Genomic DNA, 19,593 nt, shown 5'->3' on the forward strand with positions numbered 1-19,593 from the left:
GCGGTCTGTGATGGTTCGCCCCTCTTGATTATTTTATGACACTTAAATAGAATTCATGGTTATTTGATGCGTTTATAACCGTAAACAGCATTAGCGCCCAGTTCTTCTTCGATGCGAAGCAACTGATTATATTTTGCCATACGGTCGGAACGACTCAATGAACCGGTTTTGATTTGTCCGCTATTGGTGGCAACGGCGATGTCGGCAATCGTAGCGTCTTCCGTTTCACCGGAGCGATGGGAGGTCACGGTAGTGTATCCGTGGCGGTGAGCCATTTCGATGGCATTCAATGTTTCGGTCAGGGAGCCGATTTGGTTTACTTTAATTAGAATAGAGTTGGCACAACCTTTTTCAATACCCATGGCCAGGAAGTCAACGTTGGTAACAAAGAGGTCGTCACCTACCAACTGGCAACGGTCGCCGATGCGGTCGGTAAGTTTCTTCCAGCCTTCCCAGTCATTTTCGCTCATGCCGTCTTCGATAGAGTCGATGGGGAATTGGTTGATAAGTTGTTCCAGATAGTCAATCTGTTCGTCAGCTGTGCGTTTCTTGCCTTTCTCGCCTTCAAACTTGGTATAGTCGTAGATTCCGTCTTTATAGAATTCAGAAGAAGCGCAGTCCATGGCAATCATTACATCTTTGCCCGGTTCGTATCCGGCAGCTTTGATGGCGGCAATAATATTGTTCAGGGCATCTTCTGTACCTTCCAGATTCGGTGCAAAACCGCCTTCGTCACCTACAGCAGTGCTCAGACCACGATCTTTCAGTACTTTCTTTAAAGCGTGGAATACTTCGGCACCCATGCGCAGACCTTCACGGAAGGAAGTTGCACCTACAGGGCGTATCATGAATTCCTGGAAGGCAATAGGAGCGTCACTGTGTGAACCACCGTTGATGATATTCATCATCGGTACGGGCATTACGTATGTATTGGTACCACCGATGTAGCGGTACAGGGGGATATCGAGATAAGCGGCGGCAGCTTTAGCTACGGCGAGGGATACGCCGAGAATAGCATTTGCGCCCAGATTTGATTTTGTTTTTGTTCCATCCAATGCCAGCATGGTATGATCGATGCCCATCTGGTCGAGGGCTGACATTCCGACAAGTTTCGGAGCGATAATATCATTGATGTTTTCTACAGCTTTTAATACGCCTTTGCCTCCATAACGTCCTTTGTCGCCATCACGGAGTTCCAATGCTTCGTGTTCTCCCGTAGAAGCGCCGGAAGGAACGGAAGCACGGCCCATAAAGCCTGATTCCAACATTACATCTACTTCCACTGTGGGATTTCCTCTTGAATCGAGGATTTCACGTCCGATAATCTTTTCTATTTTCATAATTATGATATTATTTGTAATTATTTTAAATAGTGAACAAGAAACAATCGGTTTTTGTTCAGGAAAGTAGTACTGTAATTGCAATTAGATTATCATTTTCCGCCAACTGCTCCCCCCGCCAATGCAGCCAATATTCCCAACGTGATGCTGATTAAGGTATATGCTATAAACGTTCCATAGAAACCACCTTTCAGCAAGGTCAGACCATCATTGGAAAAGGTAGAGAAAGTGGTGAATCCACCGCAGAAACCGGCAGTCAATAACAGACGTACTTCGGGCGAGAGATTAAAACGGGCGGAAAGGGCATAAAACAATCCGATGAGAAAACTGCCGAAGATATTGACTGTAAATGTTGCCCAAGGAAAGGAATAGGGGATGATCCGTTCGTGCAGTAGTTCCTGTACATAGTAACGGAGCACACTGCCTGTTCCGCCACCAAGGAAAATGTATATCAATTCTTTCATTTTATTCTGTTATTATTCCGATAATGCCTGCAAAGGTACAATTTTTCATTTATATCGGGTTTATATTCCGGCTTTTCCCCTTAATGCTTAAAAATCAGAAACTAAACCAGTTATGCAAACGTTTGCCGGTAAATCATCTATATTTTCATTTTATTCCTTCGTTCACATGTCATTTCATCCTTATATTTGCATCACGATTATAATTCTCTAAAATAATTCAAATCATGAAAAACATGAAAGCAATCAAATTGTTCTGTCTCTTGCTCTTTTTGTTTGTAAGCAATTGGGCAATGGCTGAGAGTATCACCTCGCCGAACGGACAACTGCAACTGAACTTTTCAGTGAACGCACAAGGTGAACCGATCTATGAACTTTCCTACAAAGGAAAAGCTGTTATCAAACCTTCTAGACTCGGCTTGGAACTGAAAGATGCTCCGGGACTGATGAATGGATTTACACTGGCAAATACCCAAACTTCCACTTTTGATGAGACTTGGGAGCCGGTATGGGGTGAAGTGAAACAAATTCGCAACCATTATAATGAGATGGCTGTAACGTTGAACCAGAAAGCGCAAGATCGCAATATGATCATCCGCTTCCGTCTGTTTGATGACGGTTTGGGTTTCCGTTACGAATTCCCTTTGTCTAAGAACCTGAATTATTTCGTTATCAAGGAAGAGCATACTCAGTTTGCCATGACGGGCGATCACACAGCTTTCTGGATACCGGGTGATTATGATACACAGGAATATGATTATACAGAATCTAAGCTCTCTGAAATCCGTGGCTTGATGGATGGTGCAATCACTCCTAATTCTTCACAGACTACGTTCTCTCCGACGGGTGTACAGACTTCTCTGCAAATGAAAACAGCTGACGGTCTTTATATTAACCTGCATGAGGCTGCTTTGGTGGATTACTCCTGTATGCATCTTAATCTGGATGATAAGAATTTCGTATTCGAATCTTGGCTTACTCCTGACGCAAAAGGGGATAAGGGATATCTGCAAGCTCCCTGTAAGTCTCCGTGGCGTACGGTTATCGTAAGTGATGACGCCCGTGATATTCTGAATTCCAAACTGACGTTGAATCTGAATGAGCCTTGTGCTTATGAAGATGTTTCCTGGATTAAGCCGGTGAAATATGTAGGCGTATGGTGGGAAATGATTGCCGGAAAGAGCACTTGGGCTTATACCGATGATCTGCCTTCTGTAAAATTGGGTGAAACGGATTATGCCAAAACTAAACCTAACGGACGTCATGGCGCTACCAATGAGAACGTAAAACGTTATATAGACTTTGCTGCTGAAAATGGCCTTGATCAAGTGCTGGTAGAAGGTTGGAACGAAGGATGGGAAGACTGGTTCGGTCATTCTAAAGATTATGTATTTGATTTTGTAACTCCATATCCTGACTTTGATGTAAAGATGTTGAACGCTTACGCTAAAAGTAAGGGTGTGAAATTGATGATGCACCATGAAACTTCGGCATCCGTACGCAATTATGAACGTCATATGGATAAAGCCTACCAGTTTATGGTAGACAACGGTTACAATGCAGTGAAGAGTGGTTATGTAGGCAATATGATTCCTCGTGGAGAGCATCACTACGGTCAGTGGATGAACAACCATTATCTGTACGCCGTGACTAAAGCTGCTGAGTATAAAATTTGCGTAAATGCCCATGAAGCTGTGCGTCCTACCGGACTTTGCCGTACTTATCCTAACCTGATTGGTAACGAGTCTGCCCGTGGTACGGAATATGAGGCTTTTGGTGGCAGTAAACCGTTCCACACTACCTTGCTTCCATTTAATCGTCTGATTGGTGGCCCGATGGATTATACTCCGGGTATCTTTGATACAAAACTCGATTTCATGGGCGATCTGCCTCATGGACAGGTACAGACTACTCTCTGTAAGCAGTTGGCTCTTTACGTGACATTATACAGTCCGTTGCAGATGGCTGCCGATTTAGTTGAGAATTATGAGAAGCACATGGATGCTTTCCAATTCATCAAAGATGTAGCGGTAGATTGGGATGATAGTAAATATCTGGAAGCGGAACCGGGTGATTATATTACGGCAGCTCGTAAGGCGAAAGGAACGAATAACTGGTTTGTAGGTGGCATCACAGATGAGAATGCACGTACTGCTAACTTTACTCTGGATTTTCTGGAACCTGGCAAGCAATATGTAGCTACTCTTTATGCTGATGGTAAAGATGCTGATTACAAAGAGAATCCGACTTCTTATCAGATAAAGAAAGGTATTGTGACCAGTAAGACTAAGATGTCTGTGAAGTTGGCACGTAGTGGTGGCTTCGCCCTGAGTCTGATTGAGGCTACTCCGGCAGATAAGAAGGTTGTGAAGAAATGGAGATAGATAAGATTCATCGGATAACTCTCAGATTGAGAGGTACTCTAAAATTAGGGTAAAAAGAGGTTTTTATTAGGCATTAGGTAAATAAGGGGTGTGTCAGGCTATAAATTAGACACACCCCTTTCTTTTTTTCTTTGTATGACTTCTTGCTGAGTTTCTTACCCTATATTTAGTTGATACTAATAGTAGTCAACCAAATATAGGGTAAGAAACCTCTGAAATGGGAGGCTTTGCATTGACTCGATGGTTGCAGATAATGCACTGAATTATATCATTTGTCACTAAATTTGAATAAGCTTTAGAAGTCTTGTGATGTAACAAAGTTTGTCCTGTTTGCAAGGCATTAAGAGCCTGCTTACAAGAAGTTAAGAGTTTGTCGACAGGAAGTTAACTCTTTGTCGACAAACTCTTAACTTCTTGTAAGTGACTAATTCTCAGAGTAGTTTTAAAGTGCCTTTGTAGTTGAGGTAATGAACGAATAGTGTTAAATAAAATTCTTTATTGTTTGGTGTGTTAAGCATAGCTTGTATAGGGCTACACCTTTTGCCGCAAAGGGTGTAGCCTTACATACAAAAAGGTGTAGCCATCCGGGGTAAATGGTGTAGCCCTTTGGAAGTGCCCTTACAGGTACTTGTGGATGGGATTAAATGATATGATTAGAATTATTTTTATTAAACACTTTGTTCTTTCGAAAATCCCCCTTATCTTTGTGCCCATTAAGCGAACGATTAATAGTACATTTTGTTCTATTAAGTCTTTTGTTTACAGTATATTAGAAGTCGAGAACTGTGCTTTTTCAGCAAAATCAGCTTTTCCAGTCTTCAAAAGTGCCTGTTTGCATTTCCTGCGATAGGGAGTCTGAATTTAGGCCGTTGAACGTAGCAAATTCACCATCACGGATTTACGTTTTAACCGGAAGGAATTTTCATTCCCCGGTGTCCCCAAGAAATATCCAGACGAGAACAGTTAATCATTCATGAGCTCTCAATCTTCCATTCTGAATTCTGAATATCATTGGTATGCTTTGCGTATCACCTATAGCCGGGAACTCGTTCTGAAAGAGTTTTTGGACAAGAATAATATCGAAAACTTCATTCCTATGCGTTATGAATATGTAACGCGGAAGGAGCAACGTATTCGTAAACTCGTTCCTGCCATACATAATCTGGTTTTCATTTATTCCACTCGTAAGAAGATTGACGAAATTAAGGAGGAAAATGCTGTTCTTCTACCTCTTCGCTATATCATGGATCGTGAGACGAAGCAGCCGATTATCGTTCCGGAAATCCAAATGCGCCACTTTATAGCCATCGCCGGCTCTTACGACCAACAAGTAATTTACTTGCCGCCTACGGAATATTCCATGCAGAAAGGAGATCGTGTCCGCATCACCGGTGGGGTTTTCGAAGGTGTCGAAGGTATATTTGTTCGTGTAAAAGGTGATCGTCGGGTAGTTGTTTCTATTCAGGGGGTTATGGCAGTAGCTACCACTTTTATTCATCCCTCTCTTATTGTTCCGATAACAGAAGAATAATTCATAATTCTGCACATTGTACTTTGTTACTTATACGCTTTGTAATTCGTAATTCATAATTTGTAATTTTAATTGTATGAAGTCTCAAATCGATGCTTTGCGTCAACTCACGCATGAGCTTCTTTATCTTGGTATGGATGGTGAACCCATTTATGCGGATCGTTTTCGTCAACTAAATTCGGATGTTTATAATCAGGCGGAAGCCTTGTATCGGAAAAAAGCTCGGAATGATGAAGAAGAAGCGACTCTTTGTGTTACTCTCTTGAAAGCTTATAGTGCTACGATTTATGATCGTGGTGATAAAGGAGAAAAAGTTCAAATACTGCTTGATCGTAGTTGGGAGGTTCTGAATAAAATATCTGATTCTTTGTTGAAATGCCAATTGTTGGTGGTTTGCTATGGAGAGACGTCCGATGAGGAGTTGGCGAAAGAAGCACGTGCGATTATGAATGGCTGGGGTGATTCTCTAACTGTTGAACAACAAGAACTTCTAAATGAATTTATTCCTTAATATTTGTCCATAGTTTTATATGAAAATTCTTGTTACGGGGGCTGCTGGTTTCATTGGCTCGTATGTTTGTAAACGTCTGCTTTCTCGTGGAGATGAGGTGATAGGGCTTGATAATATCAACAGCTATTATGACGTCAATCTGAAGTATGGACGTTTGGGTGCTTTAGGCATTGATAAAAATACAGTTGATTGGTATAAATTTGTCCAAAGTAATATATTCGAGCAGTTTCGGTTTGTTCGTATAAATCTGGAGGACAAACAGGCGATGCAGATGCTTTTTGCCAATGAGTCTTTTGACAAAGTTGTAAATTTAGCAGCTCAGGCTGGAGTACGTTATTCAATAGAGAATCCATATGCATACGTGGAAAGTAATATAGATGGTTTCTTGAATGTGCTGGAAGGTTGCCGTCATTACAAAGTGAAACATTTGGTTTACGCTAGCTCCAGTAGTGTTTATGGATTGAACGGAAAAGTTCCTTTTTCTGAAAAAGATAGTATCGCGCATCCTGTAAGCCTTTATGCAGCGACAAAGAAATCAAATGAATTGATGGCTCATACTTATAGCCATTTATATGGCATTCCTTCTACTGGTTTGCGCTTCTTTACAGTTTATGGCCCTTGGGGGCGTCCGGATATGTCACCTTTCCTTTTTGCAGATGCCATGTTACACGGGAGGCCAATAAAGGTTTTCAATAATGGTGATATGTTGCGTGATTTTACTTATATTGATGATATTGTTGAAGGAATCCTTCGGGTGATAGACCATATTCCTACTTCTAATCAGGATTGGAGCGCTCAAACCCCTGATCCCAGTTCTTCCACTGCTCCATATAAAACTTATAATATAGGTAATTCTTATCCAGTGAAACTTATGGACTTTATTCAGGCTATTGAAGAAGCTATTGGGCATCCTGCAGAGAAAATATATCTTCCGATGCAACCGGGAGATGTTTATCAGACAAATGCAGATACTTCGGCTTTGCAGAATGAGTTGGGATTTAAGCCTGACAAACCTATTAAAGAGGGAGTTCAGGAAACGATAGACTGGTATCGTTCTTATTATCAATTGTAATCAAAAGTAAACTAAGATAATATGAAAATAGCAATAGTTGGTACCGGCTATGTCGGTTTGGTGACAGGTACCTGTTTTTCGGAGATGGGGATTGACGTGACTTGTGTGGATGTGCAGGAAAGTAAGATAGAAAATCTGAAGAAAGGTATTATTCCCATTTATGAGCCGGGCTTGGAAGATATGGTTCATCGTAATTATACTGCGGGTCGTCTGAAATTTACAACGGACTTGAAGGAGTGTCTGGATGATGTAGAGGTTGTGTTCAGTGCAGTTGGTACTCCTCCTGATGAGGATGGCAGTGCTGATTTGAAATATGTACTGGAAGTTGCGCGTACTATTGGACGCAATATGAATAAATATGTACTGGTTGTAACTAAGAGTACGGTTCCTGTGGGTACTGCACAAAAGGTAAAGTCTGCCATTCAGGAAGAACTTGACAAGCGTAATGTAGAGATAGAGTTTGATGTGGCTTCCAATCCCGAGTTTTTAAAAGAAGGTGATGCGGTAGATGATTTCATGAAGCCTGACCGTGTAGTGGTAGGTGTGGAATCGGAAAAGGCCAAGACAATAATGGAACGTCTTTACAAGCCTTTTATGATGAATAACTATCGGTTGATATTTACTGATATTCCGAGTGCGGAAATGATAAAGTATGCTGCTAATTCTATGTTGGCTACACGGATTAGCTTTATGAATGATATTGCTAATCTCTGTGAGTTGGTTGGTGCTGATGTGAATATGGTTCGCAAAGGTATTGGTGCGGATAGTCGTATTGGCAGTAAATTTTTGTATCCCGGTTGTGGATACGGTGGTTCTTGTTTTCCGAAGGATGTGAAGGCATTGATAAAGACTGCAGAAAAGAACGGTTATCCGATGCGTGTGTTGAAGGCTGTGGAAGAGGTGAACGAGAAGCAAAAGAGTATTCTTTTTGAGAAATTGTTGAAGCATTATAATGGAGATTTGAAAGGTAAGCAAATCGCTTTATGGGGTTTGGCTTTCAAGCCTGAAACGGATGATATGAGAGAGGCTCCGGCATTGGTTTTGATTGATAAGTTGATAGAGGCTGGCGCAAATGTGAAGGTTTATGATCCGATTGCGATGGATGAATGTAGGCGCAGGATAGGGGATAAGGTTGGCTATGCTACGGATATGTATGATGCGGTGTTAGATGCGGATGCGTTGTTGCTGGTGACGGAGTGGAAAGAGTTTAGGATGCCGAGTTGGGGAGTAGTGAAGAAGACGATGAAGAAAGCGGTGGTGATTGATGGGCGAAATATCTATGAGGAGAAAGAGTTAATAGAGGTGGGAATTGAATATTCCTGTATTGGCAAATAATTAATTCGATAGCTCATGAAAGTTTCAGAAGCTCACCTTCTCGACTTGCCTAAAATTTTAGACAAGCGAGGTAATTTGTCTATCATTGAAGAATTTAAAAATATTCCTTTTAAAATAGCCCGTACTTATTGGATATATGATGTCCCCGGTGGCGAAGTCCGTGGTGGTCATGCATATCGTAGAAATGAAGAATTTATTGTAGCGCTTTCCGGTAGCTTCGACATTGTACTGGATGATGGAACAGAAAAGAAGATTTTTTCTTTGAATCGTTCTTATTATGGCTTGTATGTGCCTAAAGGACTGTGGCGTGAAATGAATAACTTTTCTACTAATTCATTGGCGCTAATTTTGGCTTCAATTCCTTACGATAGAACTGACTATATCTATGATTATAATGAGTTCAAGACCTCATTAAAAAGAGATTGATATGAATAAGCCTACAGTTTATGATTGTTCTATTATTGAACTTCCGAAGATAGAGAATCGTTCGGGTAATATCACGCCGATTCATGGTAACGTAAATGTACCATTTGCTATAAAGCGCGTATTCTATTCGTATGACATTCCGGGGGGGGGAAAGCCAGAGGAGCGCATGCCCACAAAAAGTGTCACCAGTTTTTAATAGCTGCCAGTGGCAGTTATGAGGTGATATTGGATGATGGTACTAATAAACGTACTGTACTTTTAAATCGCCCCTTTTACGGATTGCATGTTCCTCCCGGTATTTGGGCCGCTGAGCAAGGATTCTCATCAGGATCTATCTGCTTGGTACTTGCTTCTCATGGCTATGATGAAGGTGATTATATCAGAGATTATAATGCATTTATAGAATACCAGAAATGAATATACTCTCTAAGAATTTTGAGTTGGAGCGTTATGGTGTGAAAGTCCGATTGGTGACGGAACAGGATGCCTCTTTCATACTCTCCTTACGTACAGATAAAAGGCTATCAAGATTTCTTCATAAGACAGATAATGATTTGGTGAAACAGCTTGAATGGATGAAAGCTTATAAGGAAAGGGAGCGCAAGGGGGAGGATTACTATTTTATCTACACTAATGATGATGGTCCGTTTGGTCTGAACAGAATCTATGATATCCACGGTGATTGCGGGACGGGAGGAAGCTGGCTGTGTAAACCTGACACTGATGTTGAAGCTTCCATTGCTACCCTGCTGATTATGCGTGATATTATGTTTGACTGTATAGGATTACAAAATGACCTCTTTGACGTTAGGAAAGGCAATAGTCACGTTCAAAAGATACATAAAATGATGGGCGCTAAAATGATAGGTGAAACGGATTTGGATTATTTGTTCAAACTGTCAAAATCAGATTATCAGGCTTCTAAAGAAAAAATACTTCAATTACTGAATTTAAAAGAATAAATAATGGAGTTAAATGATTTTATAATGAATTTTGCGGATCAGTTCGATGAAACTGATGCTTCTGTATTTGATAAGGATACTCGTTTCAGAGAATTGGATGAATGGAGTTCCTTGGTGGCTATGTCTCTAATTGCCTTTGTAAAGACTTCATTCAATAAAGTTGTGACAGGTAAAGAAATTCGTTCCTGTGACACCGTGGAAGACTTGTATAAACTTGTTCTTTCCAAATAATGGAAGAGTTGCATTTTAATCCTTTTTCTCTCTCCCGAAAAAAAGTACTTGTTACAGGTGCTTCTTCCGGAATAGGAAGGGCGATTGCGATAACATGTTCTAAGATGGGTGCTACTGTGGTATTGACAGGACGTAACCGTCAGAAGCTGGAAGAAACCTTGTCTTTGATGTCTGCTGGGATGCATACCATTATTTGTGCCGATTTGAATGTACGACAAGACATTGATGACCTTGTTGGAAGTATCTCTAATTTGGATGGTATAGTTCAATGTGCCGGTGTGGGGAGTCGTGTGTTGTGCAAGTCAATAACACAAGATGATCTGCAGTATGTTTTTAAGCCTAATGTAGAAGCTCCTATATTGTTACAGACAGCATTGTTGTCACAAAAGAAAATTAACAGAGCAGCTTCTATCGTCTTTGTCGCTTCCCGTGCGGCTGATGCTCCAAGTATTGGAAATGCCGCATATAGTGCTTCCAAAGGAGCAATCCTGAGTTATGCCAAATGTCTGGCTTTGGAACTGTCTCCGAGGCTGATACGCGTCAATAGTATTTGCCCGGCGATGGTTTGGACTGATTTAATTTTGCAGGGCGGCATATCCAAGGAAGAACTGGAACAGGCTCAATTAAAGTACCCGTTGAAACGTTATGGAACTCCGGAAGATGTTGCTTATTTAGCAGTTTATCTTTTGTCCGATGCTTCTTCCTGGATGACAGGTAGTAGTATTGATTTGACGGGGGGGGCGAAGGAACTTTAACAATTTGAAAGTATGAAGGCTTATATAAAAGCAATTTCTTATTATTTACCGGAAAGAATAATGACCAATGATGAATTAGTCAGTCTATTTCCAGAGTGGAGTGTGGAGAAAGTAGCTTCCAAAGTAGGAGTTGATTTTCGCCATGTTGCTGCTTCGAATGAAACGGCAGGTGATATGGCAGAGAAAGCAGCGAGAAAACTTTTTGACGAGTATCACGTCAATCCAAAGGAAATAGACTTTGTCATGCTTTGCACTCAAAGTCCTGATTATTTTTTACCTTCTACGGCCTGTGTGCTTCAGAACCGTTTGGGGATTCCAAAGAATAGTGGTGCTTTTGATTATAATCTTGGATGTTCTGGCTGTGTCTATGGTCTTGCTTTGGCTAAAGGCCTTATATTGGCAGGCATAGCAAGGAATATTCTTTTATTAACATCAGAAACGTATAATAAATATTTGCATCCTCAGGATAAAAGTAATCGTTCTATTTTTGGAGACGGAGCTGCTGCATGTCTGATATCTTCTGACGGTATGGCTGAGATTGGAGACTTTGTTATGGGAACTGATGGCAGTGGGGCGGAAAATCTAATAGTAAAGACTGGGGCATCCCGTTATAAAAACAGGACAGGGTATTCGGATGAAGATGATGAAGGGCATCTTCGTTATGATGACTACCTTTACATGAATGGAGGTGCTATCTTTAATTTTACTCTTGATGCTGTTCCTTTGATGCTTAAGCAGGTACTTGAAAAAAATACTATCAAAAAGGAGGAGATAGATTATTTTGTCTTTCATCAGGCAAATAAATTCATGCTTAACACTATACGGAAGGTCTGTGTACTGCCTAAAGAAAAATATTATATAAACCTTTCTGAAACAGGCAATACGGTTTCTTCTACTATACTGATAGGTTTGAAAGACTGTTTGACAAATGAAATAATTCATAAAGATATGCAAGTGATGATTGCCGGATTCGGGGTTGGTCTGAGTTGGGCGGGTACTGTTTTAAAATTCTAATTATTATGATAAAGTTTTTGGATTTACAAAAGATTACTCAGAAGTATGCTGATGAAATTCATGAAGCCGTAGATCGGGTAGTGGATAGCGGTTGGTATCTTCAAGGAAAGGAGAATGAAAGATTTGAAGCTGATTATGCTCAATATATAGGAACGAGATATGCAGTAGGTTGTGCTAATGGTTTAGATGCATTGATTTGGATATTCCGAGCTTATATAGAAATGGGAGTTATGAAGCCTGGTGATGAAGTGATTGTACCTGCAAACACTTATATTGCTTCTATTCTAGCGATTTCAGAAAATGGTTTAAAGCCTGTATTGATAGAGCCGAGTATTGAAACTTATCAGATAGACGATTCAAAAATAGAGGCTGCTATTACGGAACGTACTAGGGCGATCTTGATTGTCCATCTGTATGGACAATGTGCTTATACGGAAAAGATAGGTGAATTGTGTAAGAAATATGATCTAAAGCTCGTAGAAGACAATGCGCAGGCTCATGGCTGCAAGTTTAATGGACGAAAAACGGGGTCTCTAGGTGATGCTGCTGGTCATAGTTTCTATCCGGGCAAGAACTTGGGGGCATTTGGCGATGCGGGTGCTGTGACAACGGATGACGAAGAATTGGCAGAAGTCGTTCGTGCGGTAGCTAACTATGGTTCTCAAAAGAAGTATGTGTTTAAATATTGTGGCCGTAACAGTCGTTTGGATGAAATACAGGCTGCTGTATTGGGTGTAAAGTTGAAGCATTTGGATGAGGATGTGGCTATCCGTAAGAAAATTGCTAAATATTATATTGAGCATATAACCAATCCGAATATCATTACTCCAATAGTGAAAGACTGGGATGCTCATGTATTCCATATCTTTACCATCCGTACAAAGAAACGTGACGAGTTGCAGAAATATCTGGCTGACAACGGAGTGCAGACAATCATCCATTATCCGATTCCTCCTCATAAGCAAGAATGCTATAAGGAATGGAATAATCTTTCATTCCCTATTACTGAACAAATACATGATGAAGAATTGAGTTTGCCGATGAGTCCGGTAATATTGAAAGAAGAGTTGGAATTTATTGTTTATTATTTAAATAAATATAGATGAGAGGAAAGGGAATATTCTATAAAGCTAGATTTATATATTGTAATCTAATGGCATTATTTCTTAATAGGCTTGTTTGTAGGGGGCGAATTCCTTTATCCATTCAAAAGGTATATTATTTAGGAAAAGGGAAATGTTATATTGGTGATAATTGTATATTGGGATATAAAATAGGAGGATATTACAGGGGGGCAGGTATTGAATTACAGACTAGAAAAATTGAAGCCACAATAGTAATTGGAAATAATGTAGCTATAAATAATAATTTTTTTGTATGTGCAATTAATTCTATCCAAATTGGAAATAATGTGAGGATAGGTTTCAATGTATGTATTATGGATCATGAAGCGCATAATACTAATCCGTTATTGAGAAGTCGCTTAGGGCATATTGGAAGTGTTGGGATCGGAGATAATGTATGGATTGGTAGTAATGTTACAATATTGAAAGAAACATATATAGGGAAAAACTCTATTGTTGCTACTGGAGCGGTAGTTTCTGGCTCTTTTCCAGAAAATGTTATTATTGGTGGAATTCCTGCGAGAATAATTAAACGGATAGATGAAGGATGTATCTAATAAACAGGCTTATCGACAGATTATTAAGGCAACTTCTATATTTGGTGGGGTACAGGTAATTAATATATTGGTTGGGATAGCCCGTTCTAAGATTATTGCTTTATTATTGGGACCCTCAGGGTATGGGCTTTATAGTTTATTGCAGTCTACAATACAAATGATTGCAGGTTTTACCAATGTTGGTATATCTTCGAGTTCTGTTAGGAATATATCTGAGGCTTATGCTTCAGAAAATATGGAAAAAATAACAATTACAGTATCTGTTGTGAATAAACTGATGTTGTTATTGGGAGGGATTGGAGTTATAGTAACAATTTTGTTATCACGTTTTATTAGTATTTTTACATTTGATAGTGTTGACTTTGAATACGCATTTATAGTTTTATCTATAACTATTTTGTTTCAGCAGATGATGCAAGCTAAAATGTCTGTCCTTCAGGGTATGAGAAAAATAAAATATTTAGCTAATTCTTCTGTATTAGGAGCTATTCTAGCTTTTTTAATTTCCATACCTTTTTATTATTTTTGGAAAATAGATGGAATTGTTCCAACATTGCTTTTAACGTCTATTATAACTTATTTATCGGTATCCTATTTTTATAAGAAATTGAAAATAGAATATGTGAGATTGCCGTTGAAGGTTATTTGGCGAAATGGGAAAGATATGATTGCGATGGGGTTTGCAATGGGACTTAATAGCATGTTGGGGTTATGTATTAGTTATTTTATGCGCGCATTTTTAAATATTAATGGTGGAATTGTTGAGGTTGGACTCTTTCAAGCAGGTTGGTCTGTCGTTAGTACTTATGTTGGAATGATATTTACTGCAATGGGTACAGATTATTATCCACGTTTGGCTACTGTTAATAAAAATGATGTAAAATGTTGTGAGTTGATGAATCAGCAAGGAGAAATTTCATTGTTGATAATAACTCCGATAATTATATTATTTTTGCTTTTTGCTCCATTGGCTGTGGTTATATTATATTCATCTGATTTTATTGCAATTACGACATTTATGCAACTCTCAATGCTTGGTATGATTTTTAAAGTAGGAAGTTGGGTAATGGGATATTCATTTGTTGCAAAAGGAGAGAGTAAATTATATATATATAATGAGTTAATAGCTAATGCTTATATGTTACTTTTAAATATATGTTGCTATTTGTCATGGGGGATTGATGGACTAGGGGTTGCATTTTCACTTGGGTATTTAGTTTATATGTTGCAAGTTTATTTTATTGTGAAAAGAAGATATGATTTTCGGTTGTCTCGTAATGCTATTTCAATTTTTCTTTTTTCCTCCTTATTTGTTTTGGCAAGTTTCGCTTTTATAAAATATATGGCTCAACCATATTCTTATGTTTGTACTAGCATAGTTATGCTATTTAGTTTTATTTATTCTATTCTCTCTTTAAAGAAAAAAATATTTTAATGTGAATAAAATTTCGGTTTCTTTTTGTTTATTTACTTATAATCAAGCTGCTTTTGTGGCGGAAGCTGTTAAAAGCGCTCTATCTCAGGAGTATGATGATTTAGAAATAATAATTTCTGATGACTGCTCATCAGATGAGACATTTGAGATAATACAAAGTGTAACAAACTGTTATACAGGTAAACATAAACTAATTCTTTTGAGGAATGATTATAATATGGGGTTAGTACCTCATATTAATAAAGTACTATTTAATCATACTCATGGAAAATATATTATTTTAGCTGCTGGTGATGACGTTTCATTACCTCATAGAACTAAGCTAACTGTTAAAGCTCTTAGTAAAGATACAGTTGTAGGTGTAGTCTTTCCAGTTGTAAAAATAAATACAATTGGGGGAATTATAGATAATCCTCGAAAAAAATATAATCATATTTATAAGTTAAATGCTTCTTATTTAAGGAAGAGTTCTTTTATGGTATATGGTACGGGATTATCTTTTATTCGAGAAGTTATGGAGGTATTTGGGGAATTGAATGATTCTTGTCCCACTGAAGATAGTACATTTCGTTTGAGGTGTTTATTAATGGGAAGAATTCTTCTGATGGGAGATAGCTGCATGTATTATAGGATTCATGATAATAATATGTCATCACCTGGTAATATATATACTTTGAAAACGAAGTGTATTGCAGAACAGTATTTTACAGACATAGAGACGGCCTTTAATTCTAAACTCATATCGGAAAAAAAACGAGTTTGTCTTTTAAAAAAGGTTAGTAAATATATGAGATATAGAGAGTTGTGTCAACTTGCCTATGATAGAAATGATTTTGTTTCAAAAATTCGACTATATTGGCTGAATTTACTATATAGATTTATTTGAAACATGAGAATTTTGATAGTGAATCAGGGCTTATCTGATAATTATGGAGATCAAGCCATTGCTTATTGTTTAGAAAGAGTTTTGAAAGAAGCAAATCATGAAGTATCTGTTGCTAATTTCTCTGGTGATTCTTTTGGTAATTATCATGAAATTGCTAATTGTAATACTAATTTTAGAATATTAAAAAATATATTTAAATTTATATTACCCAAATATTTGATATGGTTATTTAAAAATTATTTTAGGATTAGAAATGTACTAGCTGATAAATTTGATGTTGCTATAATAGGAGGTGGGCAATTAGTATTGTCAAAATCAAATTTTCCAATAGCTATGTTTATGTGGACACTTCTTTTGAAATCAAAAATTATTTTATTTGCAGTTGGGTGCGGCAGTCATTTTAGCTATTTAGATAGTTTTTTATATCGTGTAAGTTTTAGGAGAGCTGACTCAATATATGTTCGTGATAAACATTCACAAAATATGATGAAAAAGGAATTTGGTTTAAATGTTGGTTTTGTTCCGGATTCAGCCTTTTTAATTCATCGGTTATTAACAAAGAAGGATTCTTATAGTAAACTCTGTTTGATTTCAATAGTTGATTATAAAGTTTATCGTTTATATAATGGAAAGTTGAATTTAGAGGAATATTGTTCGTATTGGATAGATTTGATTCGACAAAAGTGTGCACAAGGATATGAGGTTAGTTTGTTTTATAGTACTTATGAAGATTTTGTCTTTTTGAACTCATTCAAAAAACATGTATCGGATATAAAAATTGTGCAGGTTGATTCTTTGAATACTTTTCTGACAATTTTATCTAGAGCTGAACTTGTTATATCTGGGCGGATGCATCCATTGATTATTGCTTACGCATTACAAAAAAACATTGAAGTATTCTCTTTTTCAGATAAGTTACGTTCATTTAAGAAAGAATATTGCATGGATAACAATATTTCTCCTCTTTTATCTCAATCTGTATACGATACATTATTTTATTCCTTATATAATTGAATTCGAAAATATTTTCTTTTTCTTCAATTTTATGTACATATATATTAATGTTTGTATATGTATATAATGTTCCGTTTAGGTTTCTTCCCGTATCATCAGGCAAACTACTTGCTTTCATGGGAATATTATTGTTTATAGTGAAGAAGAAGAAAAAGGTATTTCTTCCTTTGAATATGAGAACTATCCTTTGGGGATGGATTATACTTATTTGTTATTCTTGCTTTTTAGTAATAGGTAAAAGAACTTATGATTTTAGTCTGATTTATTCTGAATTGTTATTTGTAATAGAGCATTTATTAGGGGCAGTTACAATAGTGTATTTGCTTATTAAAGTTGGTAAAAATAATATTAACTCTATAATGCGAATGCTTGTGAATGTTATTACCTTACAAGCTGTGATAATGTTGTTAAGCATTTCTTTTCCCTATATAAAAGATTTTCTTTTCTCAATAGTGAAGGAGGATACAAGGATGCTCATAAGTGACAGGTATGGAGGATTTCGTGGAGTTGGTTTAGCGGCTAGTACTACGTATGATTTGGCGGTGTTGCAATCTATTGGGTTAATGATTATTCCATTGTTGTATAAAGCGCAAATGAAAGGATTTTTCTTTCTTAAATTTGTGGTGATTATTTTGTCTGTTTTTATATCGGGGAGAACGGGGTTTATTGGAATAATACTGTCATTTGTTCTTGTATTATTATCTTGTATTGGTAGTAACTTTACATTGATCTCTAAGACAACCTTAATAAGATTGTTGAAGGGTTGCATATTGGGATGTGGAATATTATTTATTATTGCGTTGCTGTGTTATAGAATTATGTCGGCTGATTTAAAATTTATGATTGATGAATATATGATACCTTATGCATTTGAAATGTTTATCTCATATGAAAAAACTGGGGCAATAGAAACGCATTCTTCTAATTATTTGATAGACTGGTATTCTAACATACCTCATACTGATGTGATATTTGGGGATGGCCGTTATGTTGATCCCTTTGATAGTCAGTTTTATTATTTAGGGATAGATGCAGGCTTTTTGAGACATTATTTCTATTTCGGTCTTATTGGTACTTTTTTTATAATGTTTATTTATAGTAAAATATTTTCATCTGTATTGTACTATAACCGAAATAATAAGTTACAATTTTGCTTTTTTATATTCTTGATTATTTATTTTATACTTTCACATGTAAAAGGAGATTTTTTGTTAGGTTCAAATATGAATATTAAGGTGTTGCTTCTTTTTTATTGTTTCTATAATTTTTCCAATTACTTTAATGAAAAAAATAGCTCTAATAGTACCTGTATTAAGTAGTGGTGGAGTAGAGGCAGTAGTTTCCACTTTGTCTCAAAATATCGGTGATGATGTACTAAAAGTTATCATTTTATATAATTCTAAAGTGATAGCATATCCTTATTCTGGACATATAATTTCACTGAATGTCAAAATTGGAGGTAATTTTATATTGAAAATATTTTCTTTTATAAAAAAATGTATTGCTATAAAACGTATAAAGAAAAAATGTCATTTTGATGCAGTGGTGAGTTTTCAAGAAAGTGCAAATTTGATAAATGTAATGACTAGATGTAGAGAAAAAGTTGTAGTATCAACTCATTCTTATAAGTCAAACGAATTGAATGGAATAAGAAAGATATTTTATAAAGTAGCTTTTGGAATATTCTATAATATGGCGGATCGAGTAGTTGCGGTGTCTAAAGGAGTAGGAAACGATTTAGTTGAAAAATGGGGAGTTAAAGGAAATTTGGTAGAAGTTATTTATAATCCAGTGGATGGTGAGCGTATAAAGTGTTTGGCTGAGGCTGAAATAAATGATGATGAGAAGACTTTATTTGGAGAAAAAACATTAGTGATTGTTGGTCGATTAAGTTATGAAAAGGGGCAAAGATTTTTATTAACGGCTTTCTCTGATATAGCAAAAGAAAGACAAGATGTAAATTTATTGATTATTGGGGAAGGACCTGACTACAACTTTTTGAAAGATACAATTATTCGCTTAAATTTAAAGAATAGAGTCTTTCTTTTAGGTTATCAAGCTAATCCATATAAATATATTAGACATTCTTCTTGCTTAATTCTTTATTCTTTATGGGAAGGTTTTGGATTAGTATTAGTTGAGTCTTTATTGTGTGGAACTCCTGTTATTGCGGTCGATTGTTTATCTGGACCTGCTGAGATCCTAGGTGTTAAATCAGGGGGTGATGATATTATTCAAACGCCATATGGATATTTAATTCCAGCAATAAATGAAGATAATTTGATCACAAATCAATTTTTATGTACTGCAATCAACTCTCTTTTATGTACTAATTTTAGAGTGAATTTATGCCTGTTTGATGAACGATTTTCGTTGGAACGGTGTATTCAGAATTGGCGGAATCTTTTATAGGTTAAATATTGGGCTAACGGAATATGTAATATTTATATAAATAATATTATCAAGTAACTTAATGGCATAAATAATAGTTTATGATGTAATTTTTTATATTCTTAGCTTTATTGTTATACAAAAAGCTCTTATCAAATGTATAG

At 37.0% G+C, this 19,593-nt stretch carries 19 protein-coding genes and 1 pseudogene; 18 read left to right on the top strand and 2 right to left on the bottom strand.

Translation table 11 applies throughout. The features are described 5' to 3' along the window. Window positions 1-59: 59 nt before the first annotated feature. Window positions 60-1,340: a phosphopyruvate hydratase gene (gene eno, locus BN161_RS21280; protein WP_044270077.1), complete on the bottom strand. Its 1,281-nt coding sequence runs from the start codon at window positions 1,338-1,340 to the stop codon at window positions 60-62. Window positions 1,341-1,432: 92 nt separating this feature from the next. Beyond that, on the bottom strand, window positions 1,433-1,804 hold the full coding sequence (gene crcB / locus BN161_RS21285; protein WP_044270080.1) for a fluoride efflux transporter CrcB: 372 nt from the start codon (window positions 1,802-1,804) through the stop codon (window positions 1,433-1,435). Window positions 1,805-2,028: 224 nt separating this feature from the next. On the opposite strand from crcB, the gene BN161_RS21290 reads away from it, so the two are divergent. From BN161_RS21290 to BN161_RS21375, 18 genes and pseudogenes are all read left to right on the top strand, one after another. Then, complete coding sequence (locus BN161_RS21290; RefSeq protein WP_044270083.1) at window positions 2,029-4,185, top strand: glycoside hydrolase family 97 protein; 2,157 nt, start codon at window positions 2,029-2,031, stop codon at window positions 4,183-4,185. 973 nt (window positions 4,186-5,158) lie between these two features. Then, window positions 5,159-5,716, top strand: coding sequence for a UpxY family transcription antiterminator (locus BN161_RS21295; protein ID WP_007212841.1), 558 nt, complete (start codon window positions 5,159-5,161; stop codon window positions 5,714-5,716). 76 nt (window positions 5,717-5,792) lie between these two features. Then, window positions 5,793-6,227: a UpxZ family transcription anti-terminator antagonist gene (locus tag BN161_RS21300; protein WP_044270086.1), complete on the top strand. Its 435-nt coding sequence runs from the start codon at window positions 5,793-5,795 to the stop codon at window positions 6,225-6,227. A 19-nt stretch (window positions 6,228-6,246) separates the two neighbouring features. Beyond that, the gene (locus tag BN161_RS21305) at window positions 6,247-7,299 is read left to right on the top strand and encodes an NAD-dependent epimerase (RefSeq protein WP_044270087.1); all 1,053 of its coding nucleotides are present in this window, start codon (window positions 6,247-6,249) and stop codon (window positions 7,297-7,299) included. Window positions 7,300-7,320: 21 nt separating this feature from the next. Further along, window positions 7,321-8,634 carry a UDP-glucose dehydrogenase family protein gene (locus BN161_RS21310; protein ID WP_044270089.1) on the top strand — a complete coding sequence of 438 codons (1,314 nt, stop codon included), beginning with the start codon at window positions 7,321-7,323 and terminating at the stop codon, window positions 8,632-8,634. A 15-nt stretch (window positions 8,635-8,649) separates the two neighbouring features. Continuing rightward, entirely contained in the window at window positions 8,650-9,060 is a 411-nt protein-coding gene (locus tag BN161_RS21315; RefSeq protein ID WP_044270090.1) for a sugar 3,4-ketoisomerase, read from the top strand. Between the two features lies 1 nt (window position 9,061). Beyond that, window positions 9,062-9,477: pseudogene (locus tag BN161_RS21320) on the top strand (sugar 3,4-ketoisomerase). Further along, window positions 9,474-10,022: a GNAT family N-acetyltransferase gene (locus BN161_RS28265; RefSeq protein WP_052356386.1), complete on the top strand. Its 549-nt coding sequence runs from the start codon at window positions 9,474-9,476 to the stop codon at window positions 10,020-10,022. The pseudogene BN161_RS21320 and the gene BN161_RS28265 overlap by 4 nt, the downstream one beginning before the upstream one ends. Window positions 10,023-10,025: 3 nt before the next feature. Next, window positions 10,026-10,253, top strand: coding sequence for a hypothetical protein (locus BN161_RS21330; RefSeq protein ID WP_044270092.1), 228 nt, complete (start codon window positions 10,026-10,028; stop codon window positions 10,251-10,253). Then, window positions 10,253-11,008 (top strand): SDR family NAD(P)-dependent oxidoreductase, encoded by a 756-nt coding sequence (locus BN161_RS21335; RefSeq protein ID WP_044270095.1) that lies wholly within the window; start codon window positions 10,253-10,255, stop codon window positions 11,006-11,008. The genes BN161_RS21330 and BN161_RS21335 overlap by 1 nt, the downstream gene beginning before the upstream one ends. Before the next feature lie 12 nt (window positions 11,009-11,020). Next, window positions 11,021-12,022 (top strand): 3-oxoacyl-ACP synthase III family protein, encoded by a 1,002-nt coding sequence (locus BN161_RS21340; protein ID WP_044270097.1) that lies wholly within the window; start codon window positions 11,021-11,023, stop codon window positions 12,020-12,022. Window positions 12,023-12,027: 5 nt separating this feature from the next. Next, complete coding sequence (locus BN161_RS21345; protein WP_044270099.1) at window positions 12,028-13,128, top strand: DegT/DnrJ/EryC1/StrS family aminotransferase; 1,101 nt, start codon at window positions 12,028-12,030, stop codon at window positions 13,126-13,128. Then, window positions 13,125-13,703, top strand: a complete 579-nt coding sequence (locus BN161_RS21350; protein WP_052356387.1) for an acyltransferase — start codon at window positions 13,125-13,127, stop codon at window positions 13,701-13,703. The genes BN161_RS21345 and BN161_RS21350 overlap by 4 nt, the downstream gene beginning before the upstream one ends. Further along, a complete protein-coding gene (locus BN161_RS21355; protein WP_044270101.1) occupies window positions 13,687-15,138 on the top strand; it encodes an oligosaccharide flippase family protein in 1,452 nt (483 codons plus the stop codon). Before BN161_RS21350 ends, BN161_RS21355 begins: the two co-directional genes overlap by 17 nt. Before the next feature lies 1 nt (window position 15,139). Further along, window positions 15,140-16,024 carry a glycosyltransferase gene (locus BN161_RS28270; RefSeq protein WP_052356388.1) on the top strand — a complete coding sequence of 295 codons (885 nt, stop codon included), beginning with the start codon at window positions 15,140-15,142 and terminating at the stop codon, window positions 16,022-16,024. A 3-nt stretch (window positions 16,025-16,027) separates the two neighbouring features. Next, the gene (locus BN161_RS21365) at window positions 16,028-17,038 is read left to right on the top strand and encodes a polysaccharide pyruvyl transferase family protein (RefSeq protein WP_081743768.1); all 1,011 of its coding nucleotides are present in this window, start codon (window positions 16,028-16,030) and stop codon (window positions 17,036-17,038) included. A 116-nt stretch (window positions 17,039-17,154) separates the two neighbouring features. After that, window positions 17,155-18,357 carry a hypothetical protein gene (locus BN161_RS21370; RefSeq protein ID WP_044270103.1) on the top strand — a complete coding sequence of 401 codons (1,203 nt, stop codon included), beginning with the start codon at window positions 17,155-17,157 and terminating at the stop codon, window positions 18,355-18,357. After that, window positions 18,320-19,450 (top strand): glycosyltransferase, encoded by a 1,131-nt coding sequence (locus BN161_RS21375; protein WP_044270105.1) that lies wholly within the window; start codon window positions 18,320-18,322, stop codon window positions 19,448-19,450. Before BN161_RS21370 ends, BN161_RS21375 begins: the two co-directional genes overlap by 38 nt. The last annotated feature ends 143 nt before the right edge of the window (window positions 19,451-19,593 follow it).

The organism is Bacteroides timonensis, assembly GCF_000513195.1.
Classification (GTDB): Bacteria; Bacteroidota; Bacteroidia; order Bacteroidales; family Bacteroidaceae; genus Bacteroides; species Bacteroides timonensis.